Source organism: Caballeronia sp. LZ062 (assembly GCF_031450785.1).
Lineage (GTDB): Bacteria > Pseudomonadota > Gammaproteobacteria > Burkholderiales > Burkholderiaceae > Caballeronia.
Genome location: NZ_JARTWB010000002.1, coordinates 2,875,374 through 2,896,597 on the forward strand (window position 1 = coordinate 2,875,374; position 21,224 = coordinate 2,896,597).

Here is a 21,224-nt window from a genome sequence, read left to right on the forward strand (position 1 = left end):
CGAACGCGGCATAATCGCAGTCCCGCTCTTCTTCGGTAAGCCGCAATGAGTCTGCATGTCTGGTGGCTGTTCGTCGCCACGGTGTTCGTCATATCCGCGATTCCGGGTCCCAACATGCTGCTCGTCATGACGCACGGCGCGCGCTTCGGCCTGCGCCGCTCATTCGCGACGATGGCGGGCTGCCTAACCGCGCTCGTGCTGATGCTGTCGGTATCGGCGGCGGGGCTCGGCGTGTTCTTACAGGCATGGCCGCGTCTCTTCGACGCGCTGCGCCTCATCGGCGCGGCGTATCTCGTGTGGCTCGGCGTGAAAAGCTGGCGCGCGAAGGCGAGCGCGGTGGCCGTTGACGAGAGCAGCCACGACGCGCGAGCGCAGTCCGCAAAACCGGCTGCGCTTTATCGCAACGGCTTTCTGATTGCAGGCAGCAATCCGAAGTCGATCCTCTTCGCGGCGGCGCTGCTGCCGCAATTCATCGACGCGGCGCGGCCCGTGCTGCCGCAATTCGCCGTGCTCGTCGCGACGCTCGCGGTCATCGAGGTGAGCTGGTACGCGGTGTATGCGGGCCTCGGCGCGCGCATCGGCGAGAAGCTCAAGAGCGCGGCGGTCGCGCAGGCGTTCAATCGGCTGACGGGCGGCGTGTTCGTCGGCTTCGGCGCGATGATGGCGCTGCTTAAGCACTGAGCTTCCGTCACCGATGCAATGTGCGCTCGCGCGCGGAGCGTGACGCGAACGGGTGCGCGATTTGCTCTCGATTGTGTCGACACTTTATTCGCTTCCGAACATACGCGGGGCGTTGCGCGGCGGATAGTGAAAATCCCGATCGGTCTTATGTTTTAGAGCGGAGTCGGCTTGCAGCCATTCGCGCCGGGCTGCGATGCGGGCGTAGGGCGGGCGGCGGCAGTGTCGAGGCCAACTAAAAATGTCGTAGCGCCAGCATTTCTACGTCGGCGCACGAGGCGCACGCACCCGGATCACTGCGGCGCAGGCTGGCGCGAACAATCTGAAGCTCGAAATCAACGCAACCCGGTGAGGTCATCGTGAGCAAGCGCATCCTGATAGCCGATGACGACGACGACGCGCTCGCCGGACTCGCGAACCTGTTGAACGGGCTGGGTCACGAAGTGGCGCTCGCCGCCAACGGCGCGCAGGCGGTCGAAGTGGCGGCGCAATTCGCGCCCGAAGTGGTGATCCTCGATCTCGGCATGCCGCTCGTGGACGGCCTCGCCGCCGCGCGCGCGTTGCGCCAGTCGCCGAACGGAGCGGCCATGCTGCTCGTCGCGCTGACGGGATGGGGTCAGCCGCAGCATCGCGACATGACGTTGGAGGCGGGATTCGACATCCACCTCGTCAAGCCGATCTTGGCGGATCAACTGCAGTTCATTTTGTCGATGACGCAGCCTTGAGACAGTCGTGTTGCATTGCACCAAAAGACTTGATATAGTGGTTCCTGTCTCCTCCATGTCTCCACTGATATGGATTCAGCCCGCCAACCTAGGCGGGCTTTTTTTCGTCTTGCGCGTTCTTGTTGCGGCGCATAAAAAAAGCCGGCCCTATGGCCGGCTTGTCGTCGACAAACGGCGTCAACAACGCGTTCAGCGCGCAAGTCCGGTCGCTTCGTCCGCACCGATAGCGAGGTTCATGCACTGAATGGCCGCGCCGGACGCGCCTTTGCCCAGATTATCGAGCCGCGTCACGGTCACGAAACGCTCGTCGTTGCCGAACACGAACACATCGACGCGATTCGTGTCGTTGCAGGCCTGAACGTCGAAGAAGCCGTTGTCCAGGTTGCTGTCGGCGTCGAAGGGCATGACGCGCACGAAGGGCTCGCCCGCATAGTATTCGGCGAGCATGTCGCGCACGTCCTGCGGCTTGGCGGCGCGCGCCAGTTGATCCGGCGAGAAGTAAGTCGTCACCGCGAGACCCTTCAGGAACGGTCCGACGATCGGCGTGAAAATCGGCGCACGCGACAAACCAGTGCGCACCGACATTTCCGGCAGATGCTTGTGCGTCAAGCCGAGCGCATACGCGCGCGGGCTGTTCAGGCGCGCGTCGCCGCCGGCTTCGTATTCCGCAATCATCTTCTTGCCGCCGCCGCTGTAGCCGGTGATCGAATAGGCGTGCGCGTGGAAATCGGCCGAGACGAGCCCGCCCGCGACGAGCGGCTGCATGGACAGCACGAAGGCCGACGCGTGGCAGCCCGGCACGGCGATGCGCTTCGCCGTGCGCAGCCGTTCGCGCTGCGCACGCGACAACTCCGGCAGGCCGTAAGCCCAGTCGTCGTGCGTGCGAAAGGCGGTGCTCGCGTCGATCACGCAGGTCCGGTCGTTGCCCGGCTCCACGAGCGAAACCGACTCGCGCGAGGCGACATCCGGCAGGCACAGGAAGGTCACATCCGACGCGTTGATCAGCCGGCGGCGCTCCTCGACGTCTTTTCGCTTTGCCTCGTCGATGCGCAGCACTTCGATGTCACGGCGCTGCGACAGATATTCGAAAATCTTCAGGCCGGTGGTGCCTTCCTGTCCGTCGACAAATACTTTCGTGGTCATCTCGATCTCGCTGGTTCGTGGCCGCCGCGCGTGCGCCCGCCGCAAAACCGCCATTCTAAGGCGATTTCGCGACCGGTTGATGTCGATGCTGGAACGCCGCGCGTCAGGGCGTCGCCGGTGCGGCTTCCGGTGCCGCCGGACGATCCGCCCAGCGCGCCGCAACTTCAGCGATACGCGCGCCGAAGGTCTTCGCGGTCTCGATGTCGCCGGGCGGCGGCGCTTCTTCCGGCGACGCATCCGCGGGCGACTGCGTGAGCAGCCCCGTGAACCCGCCGACGAAGTTCAGGTCGTTGCGCGTCGCGGCTTTCGTGTTCGACGGCATGATGCCCGCGCCGACCCAGATCATGCCGTGCTGCATGGCGAGCGTGACGAAGTAGGAGATGGTCAGGAACTTGTCGCCGTTCATGTGCGCCGAGTTCGTGAAGCCCGCCGCGATCTTGTCCTTCCATTTCTGCTCGAACCACGGTTTGGAACTGGCGTCGGCGAATTTCTTGAAGTCGGCGGACGGCCCGCCCATGTAGGTCGGCGCGCCGAAGACGATTGCGTCGGCGGCTTCGAGATCGGCCCACGCGGCGTCGTCCATTTCACCGACGGCCACGAGCTTGCCGTTCGCGCCTGCGTCGGTCGCACCGGCGAGCACGGCTTCCGCGACTTTCTTCGTATGACCGTAGCCGCTGTGATACACGATGACGATGTTCGGCATGATTCCCTCTTGCCGCGCAAGGCGGCGCGCGCGAGCGACGCGCGTGTTGCGTGATGCGGCGGTCGATTTTGGGACGTGCGGCTCGCGGCGATGCGTGGCACCGGGCGCGACCGGGCACGCATGCAGTCAGTCTAGCTCAGCCGATTTTCGTGCTACCGGGCCTAACGCACGCACGCAGCGAAACAATCGCGCAGGGACTATCTTCCGACGGTGAACGTGAGCTGCGCACTGGCGATGGCCGTCGCGCGGATCTCGTGATCGAACATGAGAGCGGGCGTGCCTTGGCGCAGGCGCAGGTCGTCGCTGTTGAGCGCGTAGACGGTCACGACATACCGGTGCGGCTTGCCGGGCGGCGGGCAAGGGCCGCCGTAGCCGTCCGTGTCCCAGTCGTTGCGGGCCTCGACCGCGCCGATCTTGCGCAGCGCGCCCGAGGCGCTGGCGTTCGCCGGCAAGTGCGTCACAGAAGGCGGAATGCCGGCGACGGCCCAGTGCCACCAGCCGCGCCCCGGCGCCTCGGGATCGAAAATCGTCACCGCGAAGCTGCGCGTCTGGGCGGGCGCCCCGCGCCACGAAAGCTGGGGCGAGCGATTGCCGCCTTTGCAGTCCGACTCGCCGAAAAGCAGCTCGCGTCCGACGACCTTGCCCGGCGCGAGTTCCGGGCTCGTCACGGAGAACGTGTCCTGCGCGGCCGCGACGCGCGCGTGGCAGAGCATGGCCGTCGCACTGACGACGCCGAGCGTGAACGCAGCGACAGCATTACCCGAACGCACGATGCGACATGCGAGGCGCATGGCTGACTCCTGGCAGCGGCTGAAGCCCATATAGCAGCGTTTCGCGCACTGCAACGATGTTTTTTGTCTCAGTGATGCGCTTCGTAGGAGGTTGCAGTTTAACATTGCAACAAAGCATTAAAAGCTTGATCCTTGGGACTTAACGTATGGCGCAAAATCAGTCGTCTTTGTATGGGCGTGCGGCTGATTCAGAACTCGTAGATCAACATATGAACCATTTGAACTTGATTCGCGTGGCAGTCAGTCGACCGGATTTGGGAGAAGAATAAATGAGCCAGCGAATTCAGGTCATCATTGCAGACGACCATCCGGTCATCTTGTTCGGCGCCGCGCAGGCGCTCAGCAAGTTTCCGGAAGTCGACGTCGTTGGCCAGGCGCGTCAGTCCACCGAACTCGTGCAGCTGCTGCAGAAAACGCCGTGCGACGTACTGGTGACGGACCTAGCCATGCCTGGCGGCACCTACGGCGACGGCATGCCGCTGCTCGGCTATATCGGCCGGCAGTTTCCGAAAGTGCGGCTCGTCGTGCTGACCATGCTCGAAAATCCGGCCTTGCTCAAACGTTTGCGCGAAGTCGGCGTCGTGTCGATCATCAACAAGGCCGACGACATGAACCACATCGGCTGGGCGATCCAGCACGTCATGCGCGGTCAGGAATACCTCGGGCCGTCCGTCAAGGCGGCGCTCGACAGCATGGGCATCGGCGCGGCCGGGCAGCAGCGCGGCGTCATTCTGTCGAAGCGTGAACTGGAAGTGGTGCGGCTTTTCGTGTCGGGCATGACCATTACCGAGATTGCGGGGCAACTGCGGCGTAGTATCAAGACCATCAGCACGCAAAAAAACACGGCAATGCGCAAACTCGGCATCGAACGGGATTCGGAATTATTCCAATATGCGCAAAGCAACGGATTAATGAACCTGTCCGCCTATACGGGCGACGGGTCGCTGGAAGATACGCCGCTGTCCGATTCGAAGTCGCTGTAGATTCAAATTCGCGAGACGACAAAAAAGCCGCTGAGTAAAATCAGCGGCTTTTTGTTTTCAGTCGCCTGCAAGCGACGATTATTTATTGCGGCGTGGCGGTTGCGCCGCCATGCGCCGCCGACCATTCGGCCGGCGCGTGCAGGAATTTTTCGACCTCGTCGAGCGTCTTCGATTCGAAATAGCCCTGTTCCTTCGCGACGCGCAACACGTCCCACCACGTGGCGAGCGCGTGCAGATCGACGTCGATGTCCTTCAGCACGGACACGCTTTCCTTGAAGATGTTGTAGTGGAACAGCACGAAGCAGTGGTTCACCGTCGCGCCGGCCGTGCGCAGCGCATTGACGAAGTTGATCTTGCTGCGGCTGTCCGTCGTTAGGTCTTCGACCAGCAGCACGCGCTGACCTTCAGTCAGCAAGCCTTCGATCTGCGCGTTGCGGCCGAAGCCCTTCGGCTTCTTGCGCACGTACTGCATCGGCACCATGAGACGGTCGGCGATCCAGGCGGCGAACGGGATGCCTGCAGTCTCGCCGCCCGCGACGGCGTCGATCTGCTCGTAGCCGACATCGCGCAGGATGGTGGCTTCGGCCATTTCCATCAGCCCGCGACGCACGCGCGGATACGAAATCAGCTTGCGGCAGTCGATGTACACCGGGCTCGCCCAGCCGGACGTGAAGATGAACGGTTTTTCCGCGTTGAAATGCACCGCCTGCACTTCGAGCAGCATCTTGGCGGTGGTGTCGGAGATCGTCTGGCGATCGAAGCCTGTCATGGGCGAATCCTTGGACTGATGTGGCGCTTCTGGAAGCGGAAGGCGGCCGCGAGGGCCCTGGCGCATGAACCGGACGCCGGACGAGCCGTCTTTCGAAGGGCTGTCTGGCGTTTTTCTGCGCGCGTGTCGACGGGACCGGCGCTCGAGCGCCTGCGTTGTCCCATGCACAGCTAACCCGCGATTTTACCCGAGCCTGCGCGGCGGAGCGAGCAGGGCGGCGGCGCGCGCCCGACCGACTTTTTTCCAGTTGTGACGGCAGCACGCTCGCCAGTACACTCGCCGCGCCTTCCGACTCACTCGTGCCGATGACATCCGCCTCCCGCCCGACCGATCCGACCGCCTCCTTGCCTCGCCACGCCTGGCATGCGCTCGCCGCATCCGTGCTCGGCTACGCGATGGACGGCTTCGACCTGCTGATTCTCGGCTTCATGCTTCCCGCGATCGCTGCCGAACTGCACTTGTCGACCGCGCAATCCGGCGCGCTGGTCACGTGGACGCTCGCGGGCGCGGTGGCGGGCGGCGTCGTATTCGGTGTGCTGTCGGACTTCTTCGGCCGCGTGCGCATGCTCACGTGGACCATTCTGCTATTCGCCGTGTTCACCGGTCTCTGCGCGCTGGCACGCGGTTACGGCGACCTGCTGTTTTATCGCACGATGGCCGGAGTCGGGTTAGGCGGCGAGTTCGGCATCGGCATGGCGCTGGTCGCGGAGGCGTGGCCCGCGCGGCTGCGGGCGCGTGTGTCGTCGTATGTCGGGCTCGGCTGGCAACTGGGCGTCCTCGGCGCCGCGCTGCTCACACCGCTTCTCCTGCCGCTGATCGGCTGGCGCGGCATGTTCGCGGTCGGTCTGGCTCCCGCTGTCGTCTCGTTTCTGGTGCGGCGGCGCGTCGCCGAACCGGCGGTGTTCACCGCCCGTCGCGCTGCAAGCCCCGCGCGCAAGCTCCCCTTCAAGCGCCTTTTCGACGACGCACGCACCGCACGCGCGAGCCTCGGCGTGATCGTGCTGTGCTCGGTGCAGAACTTCGGCTACTACGGGCTGATGATCTGGCTGCCGAGCTATCTTTCGAAGACGTTCGGCTATTCGCTCACGAAATCCGGCGTCTGGACGGCTGCGACCGTGCTCGGCATGGCGCTCGGCATCTGGCTTTTCGGCATGGCGGCCGACCGCTTCGGACGCAAGCCCGCGTTTCTCGCGTATCAGATCGGCGCCGTCGCCATGGTCTTCGTGTATTCGAATCTGACCAGCCCGGCCGCTCTCCTCATCGGCGGCGCGGCAATGGGCGTGTTCGTCAACGGGATGATCGGCGGCTACGGCGCGCTGATCTCCGAGATTTATCCGACCGAAGCGCGCGCCACCGCGCAGAACGTGCTGTTCAACATCGGCCGGGCGGTCGGCGGACTGGGGCCGGTCGCGGTCGGCGCGCTCGCGGCGCGTTACACGTTCGCGGTGGCGCTCGCATTCCTCGCCAGCATCTATCTACTCGATGTCGCCGCGACGCTCTGTCTGATCCCCGAAAAACGCGGCGCCGAACTCGACTAAGAATCGCCGCGCGCCTCTTCGTCCGACGAAACGCCCGCCCAGCAACGCTTCGCGGGTGCAATGGTGCGTCGCGCCATTTGGGATGTGCGGTGTACACTGAACGTCCCAAAAACAAGGCTCCGTTCGCCCGCTTCATCCTTGCCGGGCGGCACGCTGCGTCTATCCGACGCGCCGGGTGACTGAGACCATCGGTCCATCGATTCACATCCCGCCCACAGTGCTGAGCGGCTGCCGGCTGTGAACCCCTGTTCAAATAATTTCCAAACGTCTCAGGCTAATCATGGACGAACAACTGAAGCAAAGCGCTCTCGCGTACCACCAGAATCCGCGTCCCGGCAAGATTTCCGTCACGCCGACCAAACCGCTCTCAAACCAGCTCGACTTGTCGCTCGCGTATTCGCCGGGCGTCGCGGCGGCGTGCATGGCGATCTACGACGAACCGCTCGACGCGCAGAAGTACACGTCGCGCGCGAACCTCGTCGGCGTCGTGACGAACGGCACGGCGGTGCTCGGCCTCGGCAACATCGGACCGCTCGCGGCCAAGCCGGTGATGGAAGGCAAAGGCTGTCTCTTCAAGAAGTTCGCGGGCATCGACGTATTCGACATCGAACTGAACGAGACGGACCCGGACAAGCTCGTCGACGCCATCGCGATGCTGGAGCCGACGCTCGGCGGCATCAATCTGGAAGACATCAAGGCGCCGGAATGCTTCTACATCGAAAAGAAGCTGCGCGAGCGCATGAAGATTCCCGTCTTCCATGACGATCAGCACGGTACGGCGATCATCGCGTCGGCGGCGATTCTCAACGGCCTGAAAGTGGTCGGCAAGACGCTCGACAACGTAAAGCTCGTTTGCTCGGGTGCGGGCGCGGCGGCTATTGCGTGTCTGGACCTGCTTATCGATCTGGGCCTGAAGAAGTCGAACACCATCGTCGTCGACTCGAAGGGCGTGATCTACGAAGGGCGCGGCAATCTGGATGCGTCGAAGGAGCGGTATCAGGCGAGCACCGACGCGCGCACGCTCGGCGACGCCATGCACGGCTGCGACGTGTTCCTCGGCTGTTCGAGCGCGGGCGTGCTCAAGCCGGAAATGGTCGCGACCATGGCCGACAAGCCGCTGATTCTCGCGCTGGCGAATCCCGAGCCGGAAATCCGCCCGGAAGAGGCAAAGAAGGTGCGCCCGGACTGCATCATCGCGACGGGCCGTTCGGACTATCCGAACCAGGTGAACAACGTGCTGTGCTTCCCGTTCATCTTCCGTGGCGCGCTCGACGTCGGCGCGACGACGATCACGGAAGAGATGAAGCTCGCGTGCGTGCGCGCGATCGCGGAACTGGCCGAAGAAACCGATCAGGGCGATGAAGTCGCGAAGGCCTATGAAGGCCATTCGCTGGAATTCGGGCCGGAGTATCTGATCCCGAAGCCGTTCGATCCGCGTCTCATCATCAAGATTGCGCCGGCTGTCGCGCAGGCGGCGATGGACTCCGGCGTCGCGACGCGCCCGATCCAGGACATGGACGCGTATCGCGAGACGCTCGGCGCGACCGTCTACCGCACCGGCATGGTGATGCGCCCCGTGTTCGCGGCGGCGAAGGCCGCGCCCGCGCGCATCGCGTTTGCGGAAGGCGAGGACGAGCGCGTGCTGCGCGCCGCGCAGTTCGTGCTGCTGGAGAAGATCGCAAAGCCGATCATCATCGGCCGGCCGGCGGTCGTCGAAATGCGTCTGCAGAAGATGGGCTCGAAGCTGAAGCCGGGCGTCGATTTCGAGATCGTGAATCCGGAAGACGATCCGCGTTATCAGAAGAGCTGGCAGGCGTATCACGAAATCGCGGCGCGTCAGGGCGTCACGCCGGAAAGCGCGAAGGCGGCGCTGCGCAAGTTCAACACGCTGATCGGCGCGATTCTGGTTCACACCGGCGATGCGGACGGCATGATTTGCGGCCTCATCGACACGTATCAGGATCACCTGAAGTTCATCGATCAGGTGCTCGGGAAAGCAGAAGGCGCGGACAACTTCGCGGCGATGAATCTGCTGATGCTGCAAGGGCGCAATATCTTCATCAGCGATACGTACGTCAACGAATTGCCGACGCCCGAGCAACTCGCCGACATGACGATTCTCGCCGCGCGCGAAATCGAGCGATTCGGCATTCAGCCGAAGGTCGCGCTGGTGTCGAATTCGAACTTCGGCAGCGTGCCGAGCGCATCGAGCAAGCGCATGGCCGAGGCGCGCAAGCTGATCGCGGAGCGCGCGCCGAATCTCGAAGTCGATGGCGAAATGCACGGCGATGCGGCTTTGTCGGAAAGCGTGCGTAAGGCGGCGTTCCCCGGCACGACGCTTTCGGGCGAAGCGAATCTGCTCATCATGCCGAACGTGGAAGCGGCGAATATCACGTACAACTTGCTGAAGATGGTGAGCGGGGAGGGCGTGACGGTGGGGCCGTTCCTGCTCGGCGCTTCGAAGCCGGTTCATATTCTGACGCCGGCGGCGACCGTGCGGCGGATTATTAATATGACGGCGGTGGCGAGCGCGAATGCTAGTGTGATGAAGGCGAAATAACGCGGGTTTGGCGTAGAAGTAATGGGCGGCGATTCGGGAGACTGGATCGCCGTTTTTTTGATGGCATCTTATCTTGAACAGTCGAATCTCTCCCGTCTCTCCCGTGATTCAATTCGGATTACGAATCAAGGAATGGAGCAGTCGTTGGAGATCATCGTTGAAACGTTCCGTGCGCGGTGCGAGAACTCGGCTTCACCCGTGCGCGTGCGTCCGCTAGCTGGCCAAGGGTTCAGCAAAGAACTGCGCGTCGAGTGCAGCAAAAGCATGCGTGCGCAGTATCCGATCGGTACGCTGTTTCGCCTGAACGTGAGGTTGATTCATCGTTTAGGAACGCCGTTGCTGTATGCGCACCACGCAGCGCCGTTCGAACGAGTCGGCCTCGACGAAGCGTTCCGATTCATCGACACCATGTTCGGCAGCGCGAACTCATCGAAATAAAAAAGGCGATTCGCTTCCGCGAACCGCCTTCGAGCGTGAAGCGGCGAGAATCAAGCCACCTGCCGCTTTTCCCCACCTTCATTAGAACGCCACCGCGCCAGCAGCTTTTCCCACTTCACCTTCGCCGCCTTGACGTTGTTCTCCTTGATATGCCCATAACCGCGCATGGAGTCAGGCAGGCTCGCAAGCTCGACAGCAAGCGGCAACTTCCCCGCTGTTAGTCCGCCAATCAATTCACGCACCAGCGCCTCATACTCGCCGATCAACGCGCGCTCCATCTTCCGCTCTTCCGTGCGCCCGAACGGATCGAGCGCCGTTCCGCGCAGGAACTTCAAGCGAGCCAGCACGCGCATGGCGGGCATCATCCACGGGCCGAATTGCTTCTTCACGAGATGCCCATGCGCGTCCTTCTTCGACATCGAAGGCGGCGCGAGGTGGAACTTGATCTTCCAGTCGCCTTCGAAACTGCTCTTCACTTTTTCGATGAACGCCGGATCCGCATAGAGACGCGCGACTTCGTACTCGTCCTTGTACGCCATCAGCTTGTGCAGATTCTTCGCGACGGCCTCGGTCAGCAGATAGTCGCCGACGCCAAGCTCCGCTTCAGCGGCACGCACATCCGCGACAAGCCGTCCGTAGCGCGCCGCATACGCGGCGTTCTGATACTTCGCGAGATAGTCGAGGCGCTTGTCGATGAGCGCGTCCAGCCCCTTCGGCGTATGCAGCGCGATGATCTTGCCCGGCGTCGCATCCGAAGCCTGCTTGCCGCCAGCCAGCCGCGTCACCGCAGCAGGATCGTGCGCAGCGCGGCGGCCCCATTCGAACGCGGCGAGATTCTTCTCGACCTGCACGGCGTTCAGCTCGATGGCGCGCACGATCGACTCATGCCGCAGCGGCACCCAGCCCATCTGCCACGCATAGCCGAGCACGAACGGATTCGTGTAGATTGCGTCGCCCATCAGCGCGACGGCGAAGCGGTTAGCATCGACGAGCGCGACATGCTCGCCCGCGGCCGCGCGGATATCCGCTTCCGCGCTCGCGCCCGGAAAGCGCCAGTTCGGGTCCTTGATGAACGCGGCGGTCGGCGTCTGCGCGCTGTTCACGACCACGCGCGTGTGGCCCGGCTGCATGCGCGAGCCGCACTCGTCGCTGGCCGTGACAATTGCATCGCAGCCGATCACGAGATCCGCCTCGCCCATCGCGATGCGCGTCGCGTGAATGTCGGTCGGGCGGTTCGCGATCTGCACGTGGCTCATCACGGCGCCGCCTTTCTGCGCGAGGCCGGTGACGTCCAGCACGGTCACGCCCTTTTGCTCCAGATGCGCCGCCATTCCGAGCAGCGCGCCGATGGTCACGACGCCCGTTCCGCCGACGCCCGTCACCAGCACGCCGTATGGCCGGCCGATTTCGGGCAGCTCGGGCGTGGGGACGGGCGGCATCGCGTCGCCGGCCACACTCGTCGCCTTCGGCTTCTTCAACTGGCCGCCTTCCACCGTCACGAAGCTCGGGCAGAAGCCGTTCAGACACGAGTAGTCCTTGTTGCACGTCGATTGATTGATCTGGCGCTTCGTGCCGTACTCCGTGTCGAGCGGCTCGACGGACAGACAGTTCGACTTCACCGAGCAATCGCCGCAGCCTTCGCACACGGCCTCGTTGATGACGACGCGCTTCGCCGGATCGGGGAACGCGCCGCGTTTCCTGCGGCGGCGTTTTTCGGTCGCGCAGGTCTGGTCGTAGATCAGAATTGACGTGCCGGGGATCTCGCGCAACTGGCGTTGAATGTCGTCCAGTTCGTCGCGATGATGCACCTCGATGCCCGGCGCGAGGCCGACGTCCGGCGTGTATTTTTCCGGCTGATCCGTGACGATGACAATCTTGGCCGCGCCTTCCGCCGCGAGCTGTTGCGTGATCTGCGGCACGGTCAGCACGCCGTCGACCGGCTGGCCGCCCGTCATCGCAACGGCGTCGTTGTACAGAATCTTGTACGTGATGTTGACCTTCGATGCGATCGCCGCGCGAATGGCCAGCAGGCCGGAGTGGAAGTACGTGCCGTCGCCGAGATTGGCAAACACGTGTTTGTCGTTGGTGAACGGCGCTTGCCCGACCCACGCCACGCCTTCGCCGCCCATCTGGCTGAACGTGCTCGTGTTGCGGTCCATCCAGACCGTCATGTAGTGACAGCCGATGCCCGCCATCGCGCGCGAACCTTCCGGCACGTTCGTCGACGTGTTGTGCGGACAGCCCGAGCAGAACCACGGCTTGCGCTCCGCTTCGACGCGCGGCCGCGCGAGCGCCTTTTCCTTCGCCTCGATCACGGCGATGCGCGCCGCGATGCGGGCACGCACGTCGGCGGGCAGGTCGAACTTCGCGAGCCGCGCGGCAATGGCCTTCGCGATGATCGCGGGCGAAAGCTCGTAGTGCGCGGGCAGCAGCCAGTTGCCCATCGGCACGGACCATTCGCCGCCCGCGCCGTCTTTTTCGTCGAACTTGCCGAAGACGCGCGGACGCTGCGCATCGGGCCAGTTGTACAGCTCTTCTTTGATCGCGTATTCGAGAATCTGGCGCTTCTCTTCAACGACCAGAATCTCCTGCAGGCCGCGCGCGAATTCCTGCGCGCCTTGCGCTTCGAGCGGCCACACGCAGCCGACTTTATAGAGACGAATGCCGATCTGCGCGCAGGTTTCATCGTCGAGGCCGAGATCGGTCAGCGCCTGACGCACGTCGAGATACGCCTTGCCGCCCGTCATGATGCCGAAGCGCGCGTGCGGCGCATCGATCTCGATGCGGTCCAGCCTGTTCGCGCGCACGTAGGCGAGCGCGGCGTACCACTTGTAGTCGAGCAGACGCGCTTCCTGCACGAGCGGCGGATCCGGCCAGCGGATGTTCAGGCCGCCGTCGGGCATCGCGAAATCGGTCGGAATCACGATCTGCGTGCGATGTGGGTCGATATCCACCGACGCGGACGATTCCACCACGTCGGTCACGCATTTCATCGCGACCCAGAGGCCGGAGTAGCGGCTCATCGCCCAGCCGTGCAGACCGAAGTCGAGATATTCCTGCACGTTCGACGGAAACAGCACCGGCAGCCCGCACGCCTTGAAGATGTGCTCGGACTGGTGCGCGAGCGTCGATGACTTCGCCGCGTGGTCGTCGCCGGCGAGCACGAGCACGCCGCCGTGTTTCGACGAACCGGCCGAATTCCCATGCTTGAAGACATCGCCGGAACGGTCGACGCCGGGGCCTTTGCCGTACCACATCGAGAAGACGCCGTCGTACTTCGCGCTCGGGTACAGGTTGACTTGCTGTGATCCCCAGACGGCGGTCGCCGCAAGATCTTCGTTCACGCCCGGCTGGAACACGACCTGATGCGCGGCGAGATACTGCTTCGCCTTCCAGAGCGACTGGTCGAGACCACCGAGGGGAGAACCGCGATAGCCGGAAATGAATCCGGCGGTGTTGAGGCCGGCGGCTCTGTCGCGTTCTTGCTGGAGCATCGGCAGGCGAACCAGCGCCTGGATGCCGCTCATATACGCGCGGCCGCGTTCGAGGGTGTATTTGTCGTCGAGCGTGACGGATTTCAGCGCGGCTTCTAGCGAAGCTCTTTGTTCTGCGTCTAGCGGGGCGTTCATTCTGTGTGCTCCTCCACCCGGAGTTTGGGATCGCCAAAGCATGATTCGGGCCGTTGCGTCTTGTGAACGCGCAGGCCGGGACTTCAAGTTTGCCGATGCCACAGGTTTCCAGACAGTGGTAGAAACCCGTTAGAAAATACTCACTTAGGTGCGGTTTGCGTCAAAACGTTGAAGCGCGGCACGGCCCACCGAGACGTTTGTTACAGGGTGTAAATGTGACCGATTCGCGGAACCCTCGATCCTGGCTCTGTCTAATCGGGCGCTTGCGCAGTTTCGCGCACGGTTTCTTGCAAGCGCGGAAAAGCCGGCAGCCGTACACACGCAGTCAGAAGGAGAAAAAATAATGAAGCAACGCCACATCCAGAGTTTCCTGATGGTCTCGGCGGCCTTTTTCGCGATCAGCGCGCCGGTGGGCGGCGCGCGGGCGAACGGCACGCCGTTCGGGGCCAGTTCGGTTCCGCCCGTCGCGCAGGTGCGCACGCAGACGCCGCAGGCGCGCGCCGGCGAGCGCCGGGAATCGGAGCGCAGCAACGACGACAGCGCCGCCTGATTTCGCCGCTGAAAACAAAAGGGACATGAACGATGCGTTCATGTCCCTTTTTCTATGCGCTTCAGGTGCTCAGGCGCTCGTGTCTTTCAGCACGCCGCGCCGCATCTGATCCAGTTCGATGGATTCGAACAGCGCCTTGAAGTTGCCCTCGCCGAAGCCCTGATTGCCCTTGCGCTGGATGATCTCGAAGAAGATCGGACCGATCTGGTTCTCCGTGAAGATTTGCAGCAGGATTTCGTCGCGAATGCCGTCGATCAGAATCTTCCGCTTCTTCAGCTCGGCGACCGACTCGCCGTGATTCGGCACGCGCCGGTCGACCAGTTCGTAATACGTGTCGATAGTGTCGAGCAGCGCAATATTCGACCCGCGTAAGCCGTCGACGGTCTCATAGATGTTGTCGGTGCCAAGGGCGATGTGCTGGATTCCTTCGCCGCGATACGCGTCCAGATATTCCTGAATCTGACCGGCGTTTTCCGAGCCTTCTTCGTTGATCGGAATGCGGATCTTGCCGCACGGCGAAGTCATCGCCTTCGACTTTACCGCCGTCACCTTGCCCTCGATATCGAAATAGCGCACTTCGCGGAAATTGAAGAGGCGCTCGTAAAACTCCGCCCATTCGATCATGCGGCCGCGATGCACGTTGTGCGTCAGGTGGTCGATATACGTCAGCCCGTGGCCGACCGGATTCGGATTCGCGCCGGGAATGGGCTCGAAGTCCACGTCGTAGATGCTGATGTCGCCGATGCTGCCCGGCTCTGCGCCGTTCTTGCCGCGCCAGCGGTCCACGAAATAGATCAGCGAATCGCCGATGCCCTTGATCGCCGGGATATTCAGTTCCATCGGGCCGGTTTTGTTGTCGAAGCCCCACGCGCCGAGGTCGAGCGCGCGCTTGTACGCTTTCGCCGCATCCGCGACACGAAACGCGATCGCGCAAATCGACGGCCCGTGCAGCCGCGCGAAGCGTTGCGCGAATGAATCCGGCTCCGCGTTGACGATGAAATTGATCTCGCCCTGGCGATACAGCGTCACGTTCTTGTGCCGATGCCGCGCGATCGCCGTGAATCCCATCTGCTCGAACAGCTTACCGAGCGCGACCGGGTCCGGCGCGGTGTATTCGATGAACTCGAAGCCGTCGGTGCCGACGGGGTTCTCCCAAGTCGTAGTGCTCATGCATGTCTCCGGTTTCTGATGCGGCGCTTTGCCGCGACGTGGAGACAGTCTAGCGATCAACGAGCGGCAAAAGCTTGCGAAACAAATCGCTCGTTCCTAACATTGCGCACGAAACTGCCAACGAATCGCCGACTGGAGACCGAAGATGGCCGAGCCCGAACTCGACACGATAGATCGAAGAATCCTCGCGATTCTTCAGGAAAACGGTCGGCTCTCGAATCAGGAGATCGCGGATCGGGTGAATCTGTCGCCTAGCCCGTGTTTGCGGCGCATCCGGCGGCTGGAGGAAAGCGGCGTGATTCGCGGCTATGTCGCGCTGCTCGACGCGAAGAAACTGGGGCTCGGACTGCTCGCCTACGTCAACGTGCGGCTTGAGAAGCGCGGCGGCATGACGGCGGCGGCAGGCGCGCCCAATCCGCCGACACACGGCGATCTGTTTCGCGAAGCGGTGCGTTCATGGCCGGAAGTGGTGGCCTGCGACGCGATGACCGGCGAGATGGATTTCCTGCTGCGGGTTCAGGTGCGCGACATGGATCACTTTTCGCGCTTCGTGCAGGATCAATTGCTGCATCACCCTTCGGTGATCGACGTGCGCTCGAGCTTTTCGCTGGAGCGCATCAAGGAGACGACTGCGCTGCCGCTACGGTAACGGCGCCGAAAAGGAAAAGGGCGGTCTGAGCCGCCCTTTAGCATTGTGTTGCCCGCAGCGCCAATGGCGCGCGGCCGACGGATTCAGGCGACGTCCGCCGTCGGCATGAACGCGCGGAAAACCTGCGACGCGCGATGCGCCTGGCGCTTGATCGCGTAGTCGAACACGGCGGCTTGCTCTTGCAGCATTTCCGCCATGATGCTCGTCTGGTCGGCGGGCGGCAGCGAGAGATAGGCGTCGGCTTCGCCGTATGCGTATTCGATCTTCATGCCCGACTTGCGCGCAATGTGCATCATCTTCGAGTTACGCGACAGGCAGTGCATGTACAGCACGGAAACGTGCGTGTTGCGGCTGCGCATGGCGGCGCGCTCGAACAGCTTGGTACCGATGCCACGACCGCGCGCGCTTTCGAGCACCGAGACGCCGAACTCGGCCGTGCGCTTATCGCCTTCGGCGGGCAAGTACGCAAGATGACCGACACCCAGCAATTCCAGCGAGGCGCCGAACACGCCGAACACCGTGTCGTTCGTGAAGTTCAGATTTTGGACGTAGTTTTCGATGACGTGATCCGGCACGATCTGCCCGAAGCGCAGAAGCCGGTCGTCTTCGTCCAGCGCGAGGAAGTGCGTGAGCAGGCGCGCGCGGTCGGCGGAGGACAACTCGCGGACGAGAACCGGCAAGCGCGCGGCGTCCGACAGCGGCCGGTCAGGGGCGACGATCTGCTGGGCGTTGCGGTTGAAGGTGAGGTCCACGGTTTTCTCCTTATTCGTATGCTGCATAGCAAAACGAATTTTATCGCTTTCAGGGAAAACGGGTACGGGAAAACCCTTAAAAGTAGTGGAGGGTGGCTTCTAGCTTTGGATTGTGATCACGAGAATCGCGCGAAATCAATGACTTAAGCGCGAAGGTCCGCAGCGGACAAAGTGACGCGCCGCAACATGGCGTCAATCGGTCGCGAGTCCCCGCTCGATCATCTGGACAACTTGTTCCGCGAAATCGCGATAAGCCAGCTTGCCGCCCGGCTTCAGCCACGTGAAGGTCCAGTTGATCATGCCGAAGACCATCATCGTGAGCGCGGTCTGGTTTTCCTTCGTCACGCGCTTGGGATAGGCGCGCGCCAATTGGCGCGTGAACGCCGCCACGATATCCCGCTGGCGGTCCAGCACGATCTCACGCTGCGCATCTTCGAGGTATTTCACATCGTTCAGCAGCGCGACGTGCCGGCTATGCGATGTCTCATATTCCGCGAGGAACGCGCGCACGAGTTCCGCGAAGGTTTCGCGCTCGCCCAGGCCGCGCCGCTGGCTCGCGCCTTCCACTTCCGCGATGATCAGCATGAGCCGCTTCGTGTAGCGGTCCAGCAGATCGAAGAGAATCGCTTCCTTGCTCTCGTAGTAGTGGTAAAGCCGCGCCTTGGAGGTGCCGCTCGCGGCGGCAAGGTCGGACATCGACGTGCTCGGGTAGCTCGTCTGGGCGAATTTGGCAGCGGCGAGTTCGAGGATCTGTTCGCGTTGGGTGTCGTGGTCGGGCGCTTTGGTGCGGGCCATGGGCTTCGAAGCGTTCTTTCGGCTTATTCGGGCTTGGTCGATGAGCGTCGCAATTCGGCGTGAGCCATTTCCGACGGCGTGCCGCGTATTTTAAGCCGGCCCGCCGTGACCAGTTCCCGGCATCGCCAGAAGGCGACGGAATCGCTCAGCAGGAAATCGGCGCGCCGTGCCATCGCGCCCGCCGCGATGCGCTTTGCCGGCTGCCATTCCGGCGTGGCGAGTTCGAGCAGCGTTTCGTCGACGTCCAGCCACGTTCCCGACACCAGCATGTTGTCGCGGAGGCGCCGGTTTTCCGCGCTCGAATGCTTCGCTTCCTGCCATTCGAGCGCGAGCCGGCTGATGCGCAGCACGGAGATTGGCGCGGCTGTCCGCAGCTTCGCGAGCAGCTGCCGGGGCGAGAACATACCGACGGACGTCGCGCGGTCGGCTCGGCGCACGGTGTCGGGATGCGTGTCCGGCGCTTCGATGCCGAGGTCGTCGAAGGTGAGTTTCGCTTCGTTCAGACGCTGCGGCGCGTTACGCAGGTGATACGCCACGCGACGAAGCGTGAGCTGGTCCGCCGCGCTTTGCCCGTGCCACACGACGAGCTGACCGTCGCCGCGCGCGAGCCGTCCGAGCAGCGCGAGCTGGCTTTGAAGCTGATCCTCGATATCGGCGGGCGTGTTCGAGACCTGACGCCAGAACGCCGCGCGACCGACAGCCGACTCGTCGATGTCCCGCAGCGGGCCGACGGCGAGATCGTCGCGCAGGGCGATGACCTGTTCCGTGCGTTCCGCGAGCCGCAGGGCGTTCGTCAGAGCGTCAGCCGCGCAGTCGCCGTTGGTGACGTGAATCGTATTCATGGGTGTCGGCTTGCCGGAAAGACGAAGGACTGCTCAGAAGAGCGATCCCCAGTTTAGCCAATCCAGTTGGGCCGCGGTGTGGGTTGCCGCGCGAACTACCGTTCGTCGAAGCTCACGACGACACGCTCGCTAATCGGATGACACTGGCACGTGAGCACGAAGCCGTCGTCGATTTCGTGCTGCTCCAGCGTGTAGTTCTTGTCCATTCTGACTTCGCCCTCCAGCACTTTCGCGCGGCATGTGCAGCACACACCGCCCTTGCACGCGTAAGGCAGCGCGAGCCCCGCCTTCAGGCCGACGTCGAGCACGCTCACGCCTTCGTACGGCACCCGCAGCTTGCGCTTTTTCCCGTCGATGACGAGTTCCAGATCCGCCGCGGGCGTGCTTTCCGTGATCTCGATCTGCGGCGCGCCCGCCTGCGGCAACGGCGTGCCGAACCGTTCGACGTGAATGCGCTCCGGCGCAACGCCCGATTCCTTCAGCGCGGCTTCGGCGGCGTCCATCATCGGGCCGGGGCCGCAGATGAATGCTTCGTCGATTTCGCCGGGCGGCAACAGCGATTCCAGAAACGCCTTGCACTTCGCCCGGTCGAGCACGCCGTTGAAGAGTTCCACGTCCTGCAAATCGTCGGAGAGCACGTGGTACAGCGAAAACCGGCTCATGTAGCGGTTCTTCAGATCTTCCAGTTCCTCGGCGAACATGATCGCGTCCACGCTGCGGTTGCCGTAGACGAGCGTGAAGCGGCTCGTCGGCTCCATGTCGAGCGTGGTCTTGATGATCGCCAGCACCGGCGTGATGCCCGAGCCGCCGGAGAACGCCACATAATGTTTGGCGTGATCTGCGTTCAGATGCGTGAAGAAGCGGCCATCGGGCGTCATCACGTCGATTTCGTGACCGGGCTTCAGCGTATCGAACGCGAAGTTCGAGAAGCGCCCGCCGCGCACGCGCTTGATGCCGATGCGCAGTTCGCCGTCGCGGTCGTAATCGGTCACGCCGACGCAGATGGAATACGAGCGGCGCGTCTCTTCGCCGTCGATATGCGTCTTCAGCGTCACGAACTGGCCTTGCGTGAAGCGAAACGCGTCGCGCAGTTCCGGCGGCACGTCGAACGAAACCGTGACCGCGTCGGCCGTCTCGGGACGCACGTCGCGGATACGCAGCGGATGAAATTGCGGAGTCGCCATAAGAGTCGTGTCGTAGAGAGGTCAGTACGGCTTGAAGTAGTCGAACGGCTCGCGGCAATCCAGGCACCGATAGAGCGCCTTGCACGCCGTCGAGCCGAATTGCGCGAGCTTCTCCGTGTGCATGGAGCCGCAGCGCGGACAGGCGATGACTTCCTTTTTGTACGGCACGAAGCGCATCGGCTTCTCCGTGCTGCTGCATGCGCCTGCCGGCGGCGCGATGCCGTAGCGGCGCAGCTTGTCGCGCGCCTCGTCGGTGATCCAGTCGGTGGTCCATGCCGGCGCGAGCACCGTTTCCACGCGATGCGCGCCGAGTTGCGCGCGCTCGATGGCTTCCGCGATGTCCTCCGCGATCTGCGACATCGCCGGGCAGCCCGAGTACGTCGGCGTGATGACGACTTCGAGCACGCCGTCATCGCCGTGGCGCACGTCGCGCAGAATGCCGAGTTCGCGGATCGATACCACCGGGATTTCGGGGTCTGGCACGGCTTCGAGCACCGACCACGCGCGTTCTATCGTCGCGTCCATGATTACCAGCTCGCGCCCGGATGCTGCCGCGCGAGGCTTTGCATTTCCGCGAGCAGATAACCCATGTGCTCGGAATGCTCGCCGAGTTTGCCCGTGCTGACGTGCTTGCCCTCGGCGGGCGCTTGCAGCGTGGCTTCGTCGAGCGCGGATTGCACGTCGTCGCGCCAGACGGCTTCGAAATCACTCGCGAGCGGCGCGATGCCGGCTTCGGCCACTGCCCGCTCGACGGCGTCCGCGTGGAAGAACTCGCGCGTGTACGGCATCAGATAGTCGAGCGCCGCCTGCGCCCGGCGATGCGATTCCTCCGTGCCGTCGCCGAAACGCACGAGCCAGTCTCGCGCATGATGCACGTGATACCGCGTTTCCTTGATCGACTTCGCCGCGATGGCCGCGAGTTGCGCGTCCGACGAAGCCTGAAGCGCCGTCCAGACGTGCGCCATGAAAGCCGAGTGCAGGAAGTTGCGCACGATGGTCACGGCGTAATCGCGCTCGGTGCGCGCGGTGCCTGCCAGCGGGCCGAAGTGCGGCAGTTCGACCAGCGTGTAATTCCTGAATTCGCGCTCGGGTCGGAAATAGGCGTAGTCGTCCTCGGTCTTTGCCGCGCCCGTCAACGCTGATTCGAGCGTCGCCGCGTGCGAGTACAGCAGCCGCGCCTGTCCAATCAAGTCAAGGCTGATGTTCGCCAGCGCGATGTCCTCTTCCAGCGCGGGACCGTGACTGCACCATTCGGCGTTGCGCTGACCGAGAATCAGCGCGTTATCGGCGAGGCGCAGCACATAGGCGAGATGTTCGGTGCTCAT

General features: G+C 63.3%; 20 protein-coding genes. 8 read left to right on the top strand and 12 right to left on the bottom strand.

From position 1 onward, the window contains the following. The first annotated feature begins 45 nt into the window (after nt 1-45). Both P9239_RS19455 and P9239_RS19460 read left to right on the top strand, forming a co-directional pair. Nucleotides 46-681: a LysE family translocator gene (locus P9239_RS19455; protein WP_309753797.1), complete on the top strand. Its 636-nt coding sequence runs from the start codon at nt 46-48 to the stop codon at nt 679-681. A 356-nt stretch (nt 682-1,037) separates the two neighbouring features. Beyond that, on the top strand, nt 1,038-1,403 hold the full coding sequence (locus tag P9239_RS19460) for a response regulator (RefSeq protein WP_309753799.1): 366 nt from the start codon (nt 1,038-1,040) through the stop codon (nt 1,401-1,403). A gap of 189 nt (nt 1,404-1,592) precedes the next feature. On the opposite strand, the gene argC is transcribed toward P9239_RS19460, so the two are convergent. The 3 genes from argC to P9239_RS19475 form a co-directional block, all read right to left on the bottom strand. Next, nucleotides 1,593-2,546, bottom strand: coding sequence for an N-acetyl-gamma-glutamyl-phosphate reductase (argC, locus tag P9239_RS19465; RefSeq protein ID WP_309753801.1), 954 nt, complete (start codon nt 2,544-2,546; stop codon nt 1,593-1,595). A 103-nt stretch (nt 2,547-2,649) separates the two neighbouring features. After that, nucleotides 2,650-3,249 (bottom strand): flavodoxin family protein, encoded by a 600-nt coding sequence (locus P9239_RS19470; RefSeq protein WP_309753803.1) that lies wholly within the window; start codon nt 3,247-3,249, stop codon nt 2,650-2,652. Between the two features lie 197 nt (nt 3,250-3,446). Beyond that, on the bottom strand, nt 3,447-3,962 hold the full coding sequence (locus tag P9239_RS19475) for a YbhB/YbcL family Raf kinase inhibitor-like protein (RefSeq protein WP_309754168.1): 516 nt from the start codon (nt 3,960-3,962) through the stop codon (nt 3,447-3,449). A 347-nt stretch (nt 3,963-4,309) separates the two neighbouring features. On the opposite strand from P9239_RS19475, the gene P9239_RS19480 reads away from it, so the two are divergent. Continuing rightward, nucleotides 4,310-5,023 (top strand): response regulator, encoded by a 714-nt coding sequence (locus P9239_RS19480; protein WP_309753804.1) that lies wholly within the window; start codon nt 4,310-4,312, stop codon nt 5,021-5,023. 82 nt (nt 5,024-5,105) lie between these two features. Here the strand turns inward: P9239_RS19480 and P9239_RS19485 are convergent, their stop codons facing one another. Continuing rightward, nucleotides 5,106-5,792, bottom strand: coding sequence for an orotate phosphoribosyltransferase (locus P9239_RS19485; RefSeq protein ID WP_309753806.1), 687 nt, complete (start codon nt 5,790-5,792; stop codon nt 5,106-5,108). 305 nt (nt 5,793-6,097) lie between these two features. On the opposite strand from P9239_RS19485, the gene P9239_RS19490 reads away from it, so the two are divergent. The 3 genes from P9239_RS19490 to P9239_RS19500 all read left to right on the top strand — a co-directional run bounded on the left by P9239_RS19490 (nt 6,098) and on the right by P9239_RS19500 (nt 10,328). Then, nucleotides 6,098-7,330 (top strand): MFS transporter, encoded by a 1,233-nt coding sequence (locus tag P9239_RS19490; RefSeq protein WP_309753808.1) that lies wholly within the window; start codon nt 6,098-6,100, stop codon nt 7,328-7,330. Between the two features lie 280 nt (nt 7,331-7,610). Continuing rightward, on the top strand, nt 7,611-9,890 hold the full coding sequence (locus P9239_RS19495) for an NADP-dependent malic enzyme (RefSeq protein WP_309753810.1): 2,280 nt from the start codon (nt 7,611-7,613) through the stop codon (nt 9,888-9,890). 21 nt (nt 9,891-9,911) lie between these two features. Further along, complete coding sequence (locus P9239_RS19500; protein ID WP_309753812.1) at nt 9,912-10,328, top strand: hypothetical protein; 417 nt, start codon at nt 9,912-9,914, stop codon at nt 10,326-10,328. A gap of 50 nt (nt 10,329-10,378) precedes the next feature. Here the strand turns inward: P9239_RS19500 and P9239_RS19505 are convergent, their stop codons facing one another. Continuing rightward, nucleotides 10,379-13,957 carry an indolepyruvate ferredoxin oxidoreductase family protein gene (locus tag P9239_RS19505; RefSeq protein WP_309753814.1) on the bottom strand — a complete coding sequence of 1,193 codons (3,579 nt, stop codon included), beginning with the start codon at nt 13,955-13,957 and terminating at the stop codon, nt 10,379-10,381. A gap of 343 nt (nt 13,958-14,300) precedes the next feature. On the opposite strand from P9239_RS19505, the gene P9239_RS19510 reads away from it, so the two are divergent. Beyond that, nucleotides 14,301-14,507 (top strand): hypothetical protein, encoded by a 207-nt coding sequence (locus P9239_RS19510; RefSeq protein ID WP_309753815.1) that lies wholly within the window; start codon nt 14,301-14,303, stop codon nt 14,505-14,507. A 69-nt stretch (nt 14,508-14,576) separates the two neighbouring features. On the opposite strand, the gene hppD is transcribed toward P9239_RS19510, so the two are convergent. Further along, nucleotides 14,577-15,677, bottom strand: a complete 1,101-nt coding sequence (gene hppD / locus P9239_RS19515) for a 4-hydroxyphenylpyruvate dioxygenase (RefSeq protein WP_309753817.1) — start codon at nt 15,675-15,677, stop codon at nt 14,577-14,579. Nucleotides 15,678-15,822: 145 nt separating this feature from the next. Between hppD and P9239_RS19520 the strand changes: the two genes are divergently transcribed. Continuing rightward, nucleotides 15,823-16,326, top strand: coding sequence for an Lrp/AsnC family transcriptional regulator (locus P9239_RS19520; protein ID WP_309753820.1), 504 nt, complete (start codon nt 15,823-15,825; stop codon nt 16,324-16,326). Nucleotides 16,327-16,409: 83 nt separating this feature from the next. Here P9239_RS19520 and P9239_RS19525 read toward each other — a convergent pair whose 3' ends face one another. The 6 genes from P9239_RS19525 to paaC all read right to left on the bottom strand — a co-directional run bounded on the left by P9239_RS19525 (nt 16,410) and on the right by paaC (nt 21,224). Then, entirely contained in the window at nt 16,410-17,078 is a 669-nt protein-coding gene (locus P9239_RS19525) for a GNAT family N-acetyltransferase (protein WP_309756534.1), read from the bottom strand. Nucleotides 17,079-17,270: 192 nt separating this feature from the next. Next, nucleotides 17,271-17,873, bottom strand: a complete 603-nt coding sequence (locus tag P9239_RS19530) for a TetR/AcrR family transcriptional regulator (RefSeq protein ID WP_309753822.1) — start codon at nt 17,871-17,873, stop codon at nt 17,271-17,273. 23 nt (nt 17,874-17,896) lie between these two features. Beyond that, nucleotides 17,897-18,715: a DUF1835 domain-containing protein gene (locus P9239_RS19535; protein ID WP_309753824.1), complete on the bottom strand. Its 819-nt coding sequence runs from the start codon at nt 18,713-18,715 to the stop codon at nt 17,897-17,899. Nucleotides 18,716-18,810: 95 nt separating this feature from the next. Continuing rightward, on the bottom strand, nt 18,811-19,899 hold the full coding sequence (paaE, locus tag P9239_RS19540) for a 1,2-phenylacetyl-CoA epoxidase subunit PaaE (protein WP_309753826.1): 1,089 nt from the start codon (nt 19,897-19,899) through the stop codon (nt 18,811-18,813). A 21-nt stretch (nt 19,900-19,920) separates the two neighbouring features. Beyond that, entirely contained in the window at nt 19,921-20,424 is a 504-nt protein-coding gene (gene paaD, locus P9239_RS19545; protein ID WP_309753828.1) for a 1,2-phenylacetyl-CoA epoxidase subunit PaaD, read from the bottom strand. A 2-nt stretch (nt 20,425-20,426) separates the two neighbouring features. Then, entirely contained in the window at nt 20,427-21,224 is a 798-nt protein-coding gene (paaC, locus tag P9239_RS19550; RefSeq protein ID WP_309753829.1) for a 1,2-phenylacetyl-CoA epoxidase subunit PaaC, read from the bottom strand.

What these genes read in the sequence shown, in the direction of transcription:
- P9239_RS19455 (WP_309753797.1), top strand. Translation starts at nt 46, where the DNA reads ATGAGTCTGCATGTCTGGTGGCTGTTCGTCGCCACGGTGTTCGTCATA.
- argC (WP_309753801.1), bottom strand. Translation starts at nt 2,546, where the DNA reads ATGACCACGAAAGTATTTGTCGACGGACAGGAAGGCACCACCGGCCTG.
- P9239_RS19470 (WP_309753803.1), bottom strand. Translation starts at nt 3,249, where the DNA reads ATGCCGAACATCGTCATCGTGTATCACAGCGGCTACGGTCATACGAAG.
- P9239_RS19475 (WP_309754168.1), bottom strand. Translation starts at nt 3,962, where the DNA reads ATGCTCTGCCACGCGCGCGTCGCGGCCGCGCAGGACACGTTCTCCGTG.
- P9239_RS19480 (WP_309753804.1), top strand. Translation starts at nt 4,310, where the DNA reads ATGAGCCAGCGAATTCAGGTCATCATTGCAGACGACCATCCGGTCATC.
- P9239_RS19485 (WP_309753806.1), bottom strand. Translation starts at nt 5,792, where the DNA reads ATGACAGGCTTCGATCGCCAGACGATCTCCGACACCACCGCCAAGATG.
- P9239_RS19490 (WP_309753808.1), top strand. Translation starts at nt 6,098, where the DNA reads ATGACATCCGCCTCCCGCCCGACCGATCCGACCGCCTCCTTGCCTCGC.
- P9239_RS19495 (WP_309753810.1), top strand. Translation starts at nt 7,611, where the DNA reads ATGGACGAACAACTGAAGCAAAGCGCTCTCGCGTACCACCAGAATCCG.
- P9239_RS19500 (WP_309753812.1), top strand. Translation starts at nt 9,912, where the DNA reads ATGGGCGGCGATTCGGGAGACTGGATCGCCGTTTTTTTGATGGCATCT.
- P9239_RS19505 (WP_309753814.1), bottom strand. Translation starts at nt 13,957, where the DNA reads ATGAACGCCCCGCTAGACGCAGAACAAAGAGCTTCGCTAGAAGCCGCG.
- P9239_RS19510 (WP_309753815.1), top strand. Translation starts at nt 14,301, where the DNA reads ATGAAGCAACGCCACATCCAGAGTTTCCTGATGGTCTCGGCGGCCTTT.
- hppD (WP_309753817.1), bottom strand. Translation starts at nt 15,677, where the DNA reads ATGAGCACTACGACTTGGGAGAACCCCGTCGGCACCGACGGCTTCGAG.
- P9239_RS19520 (WP_309753820.1), top strand. Translation starts at nt 15,823, where the DNA reads ATGGCCGAGCCCGAACTCGACACGATAGATCGAAGAATCCTCGCGATT.
- P9239_RS19530 (WP_309753822.1), bottom strand. Translation starts at nt 17,873, where the DNA reads ATGGCCCGCACCAAAGCGCCCGACCACGACACCCAACGCGAACAGATC.
- P9239_RS19535 (WP_309753824.1), bottom strand. Translation starts at nt 18,715, where the DNA reads ATGAATACGATTCACGTCACCAACGGCGACTGCGCGGCTGACGCTCTG.
- paaE (WP_309753826.1), bottom strand. Translation starts at nt 19,899, where the DNA reads ATGGCGACTCCGCAATTTCATCCGCTGCGTATCCGCGACGTGCGTCCC.
- paaD (WP_309753828.1), bottom strand. Translation starts at nt 20,424, where the DNA reads ATGGACGCGACGATAGAACGCGCGTGGTCGGTGCTCGAAGCCGTGCCA.
- paaC (WP_309753829.1), bottom strand. Translation starts at nt 21,224, where the DNA reads ATGAGCACCGAACATCTCGCCTATGTGCTGCGCCTCGCCGATAACGCG.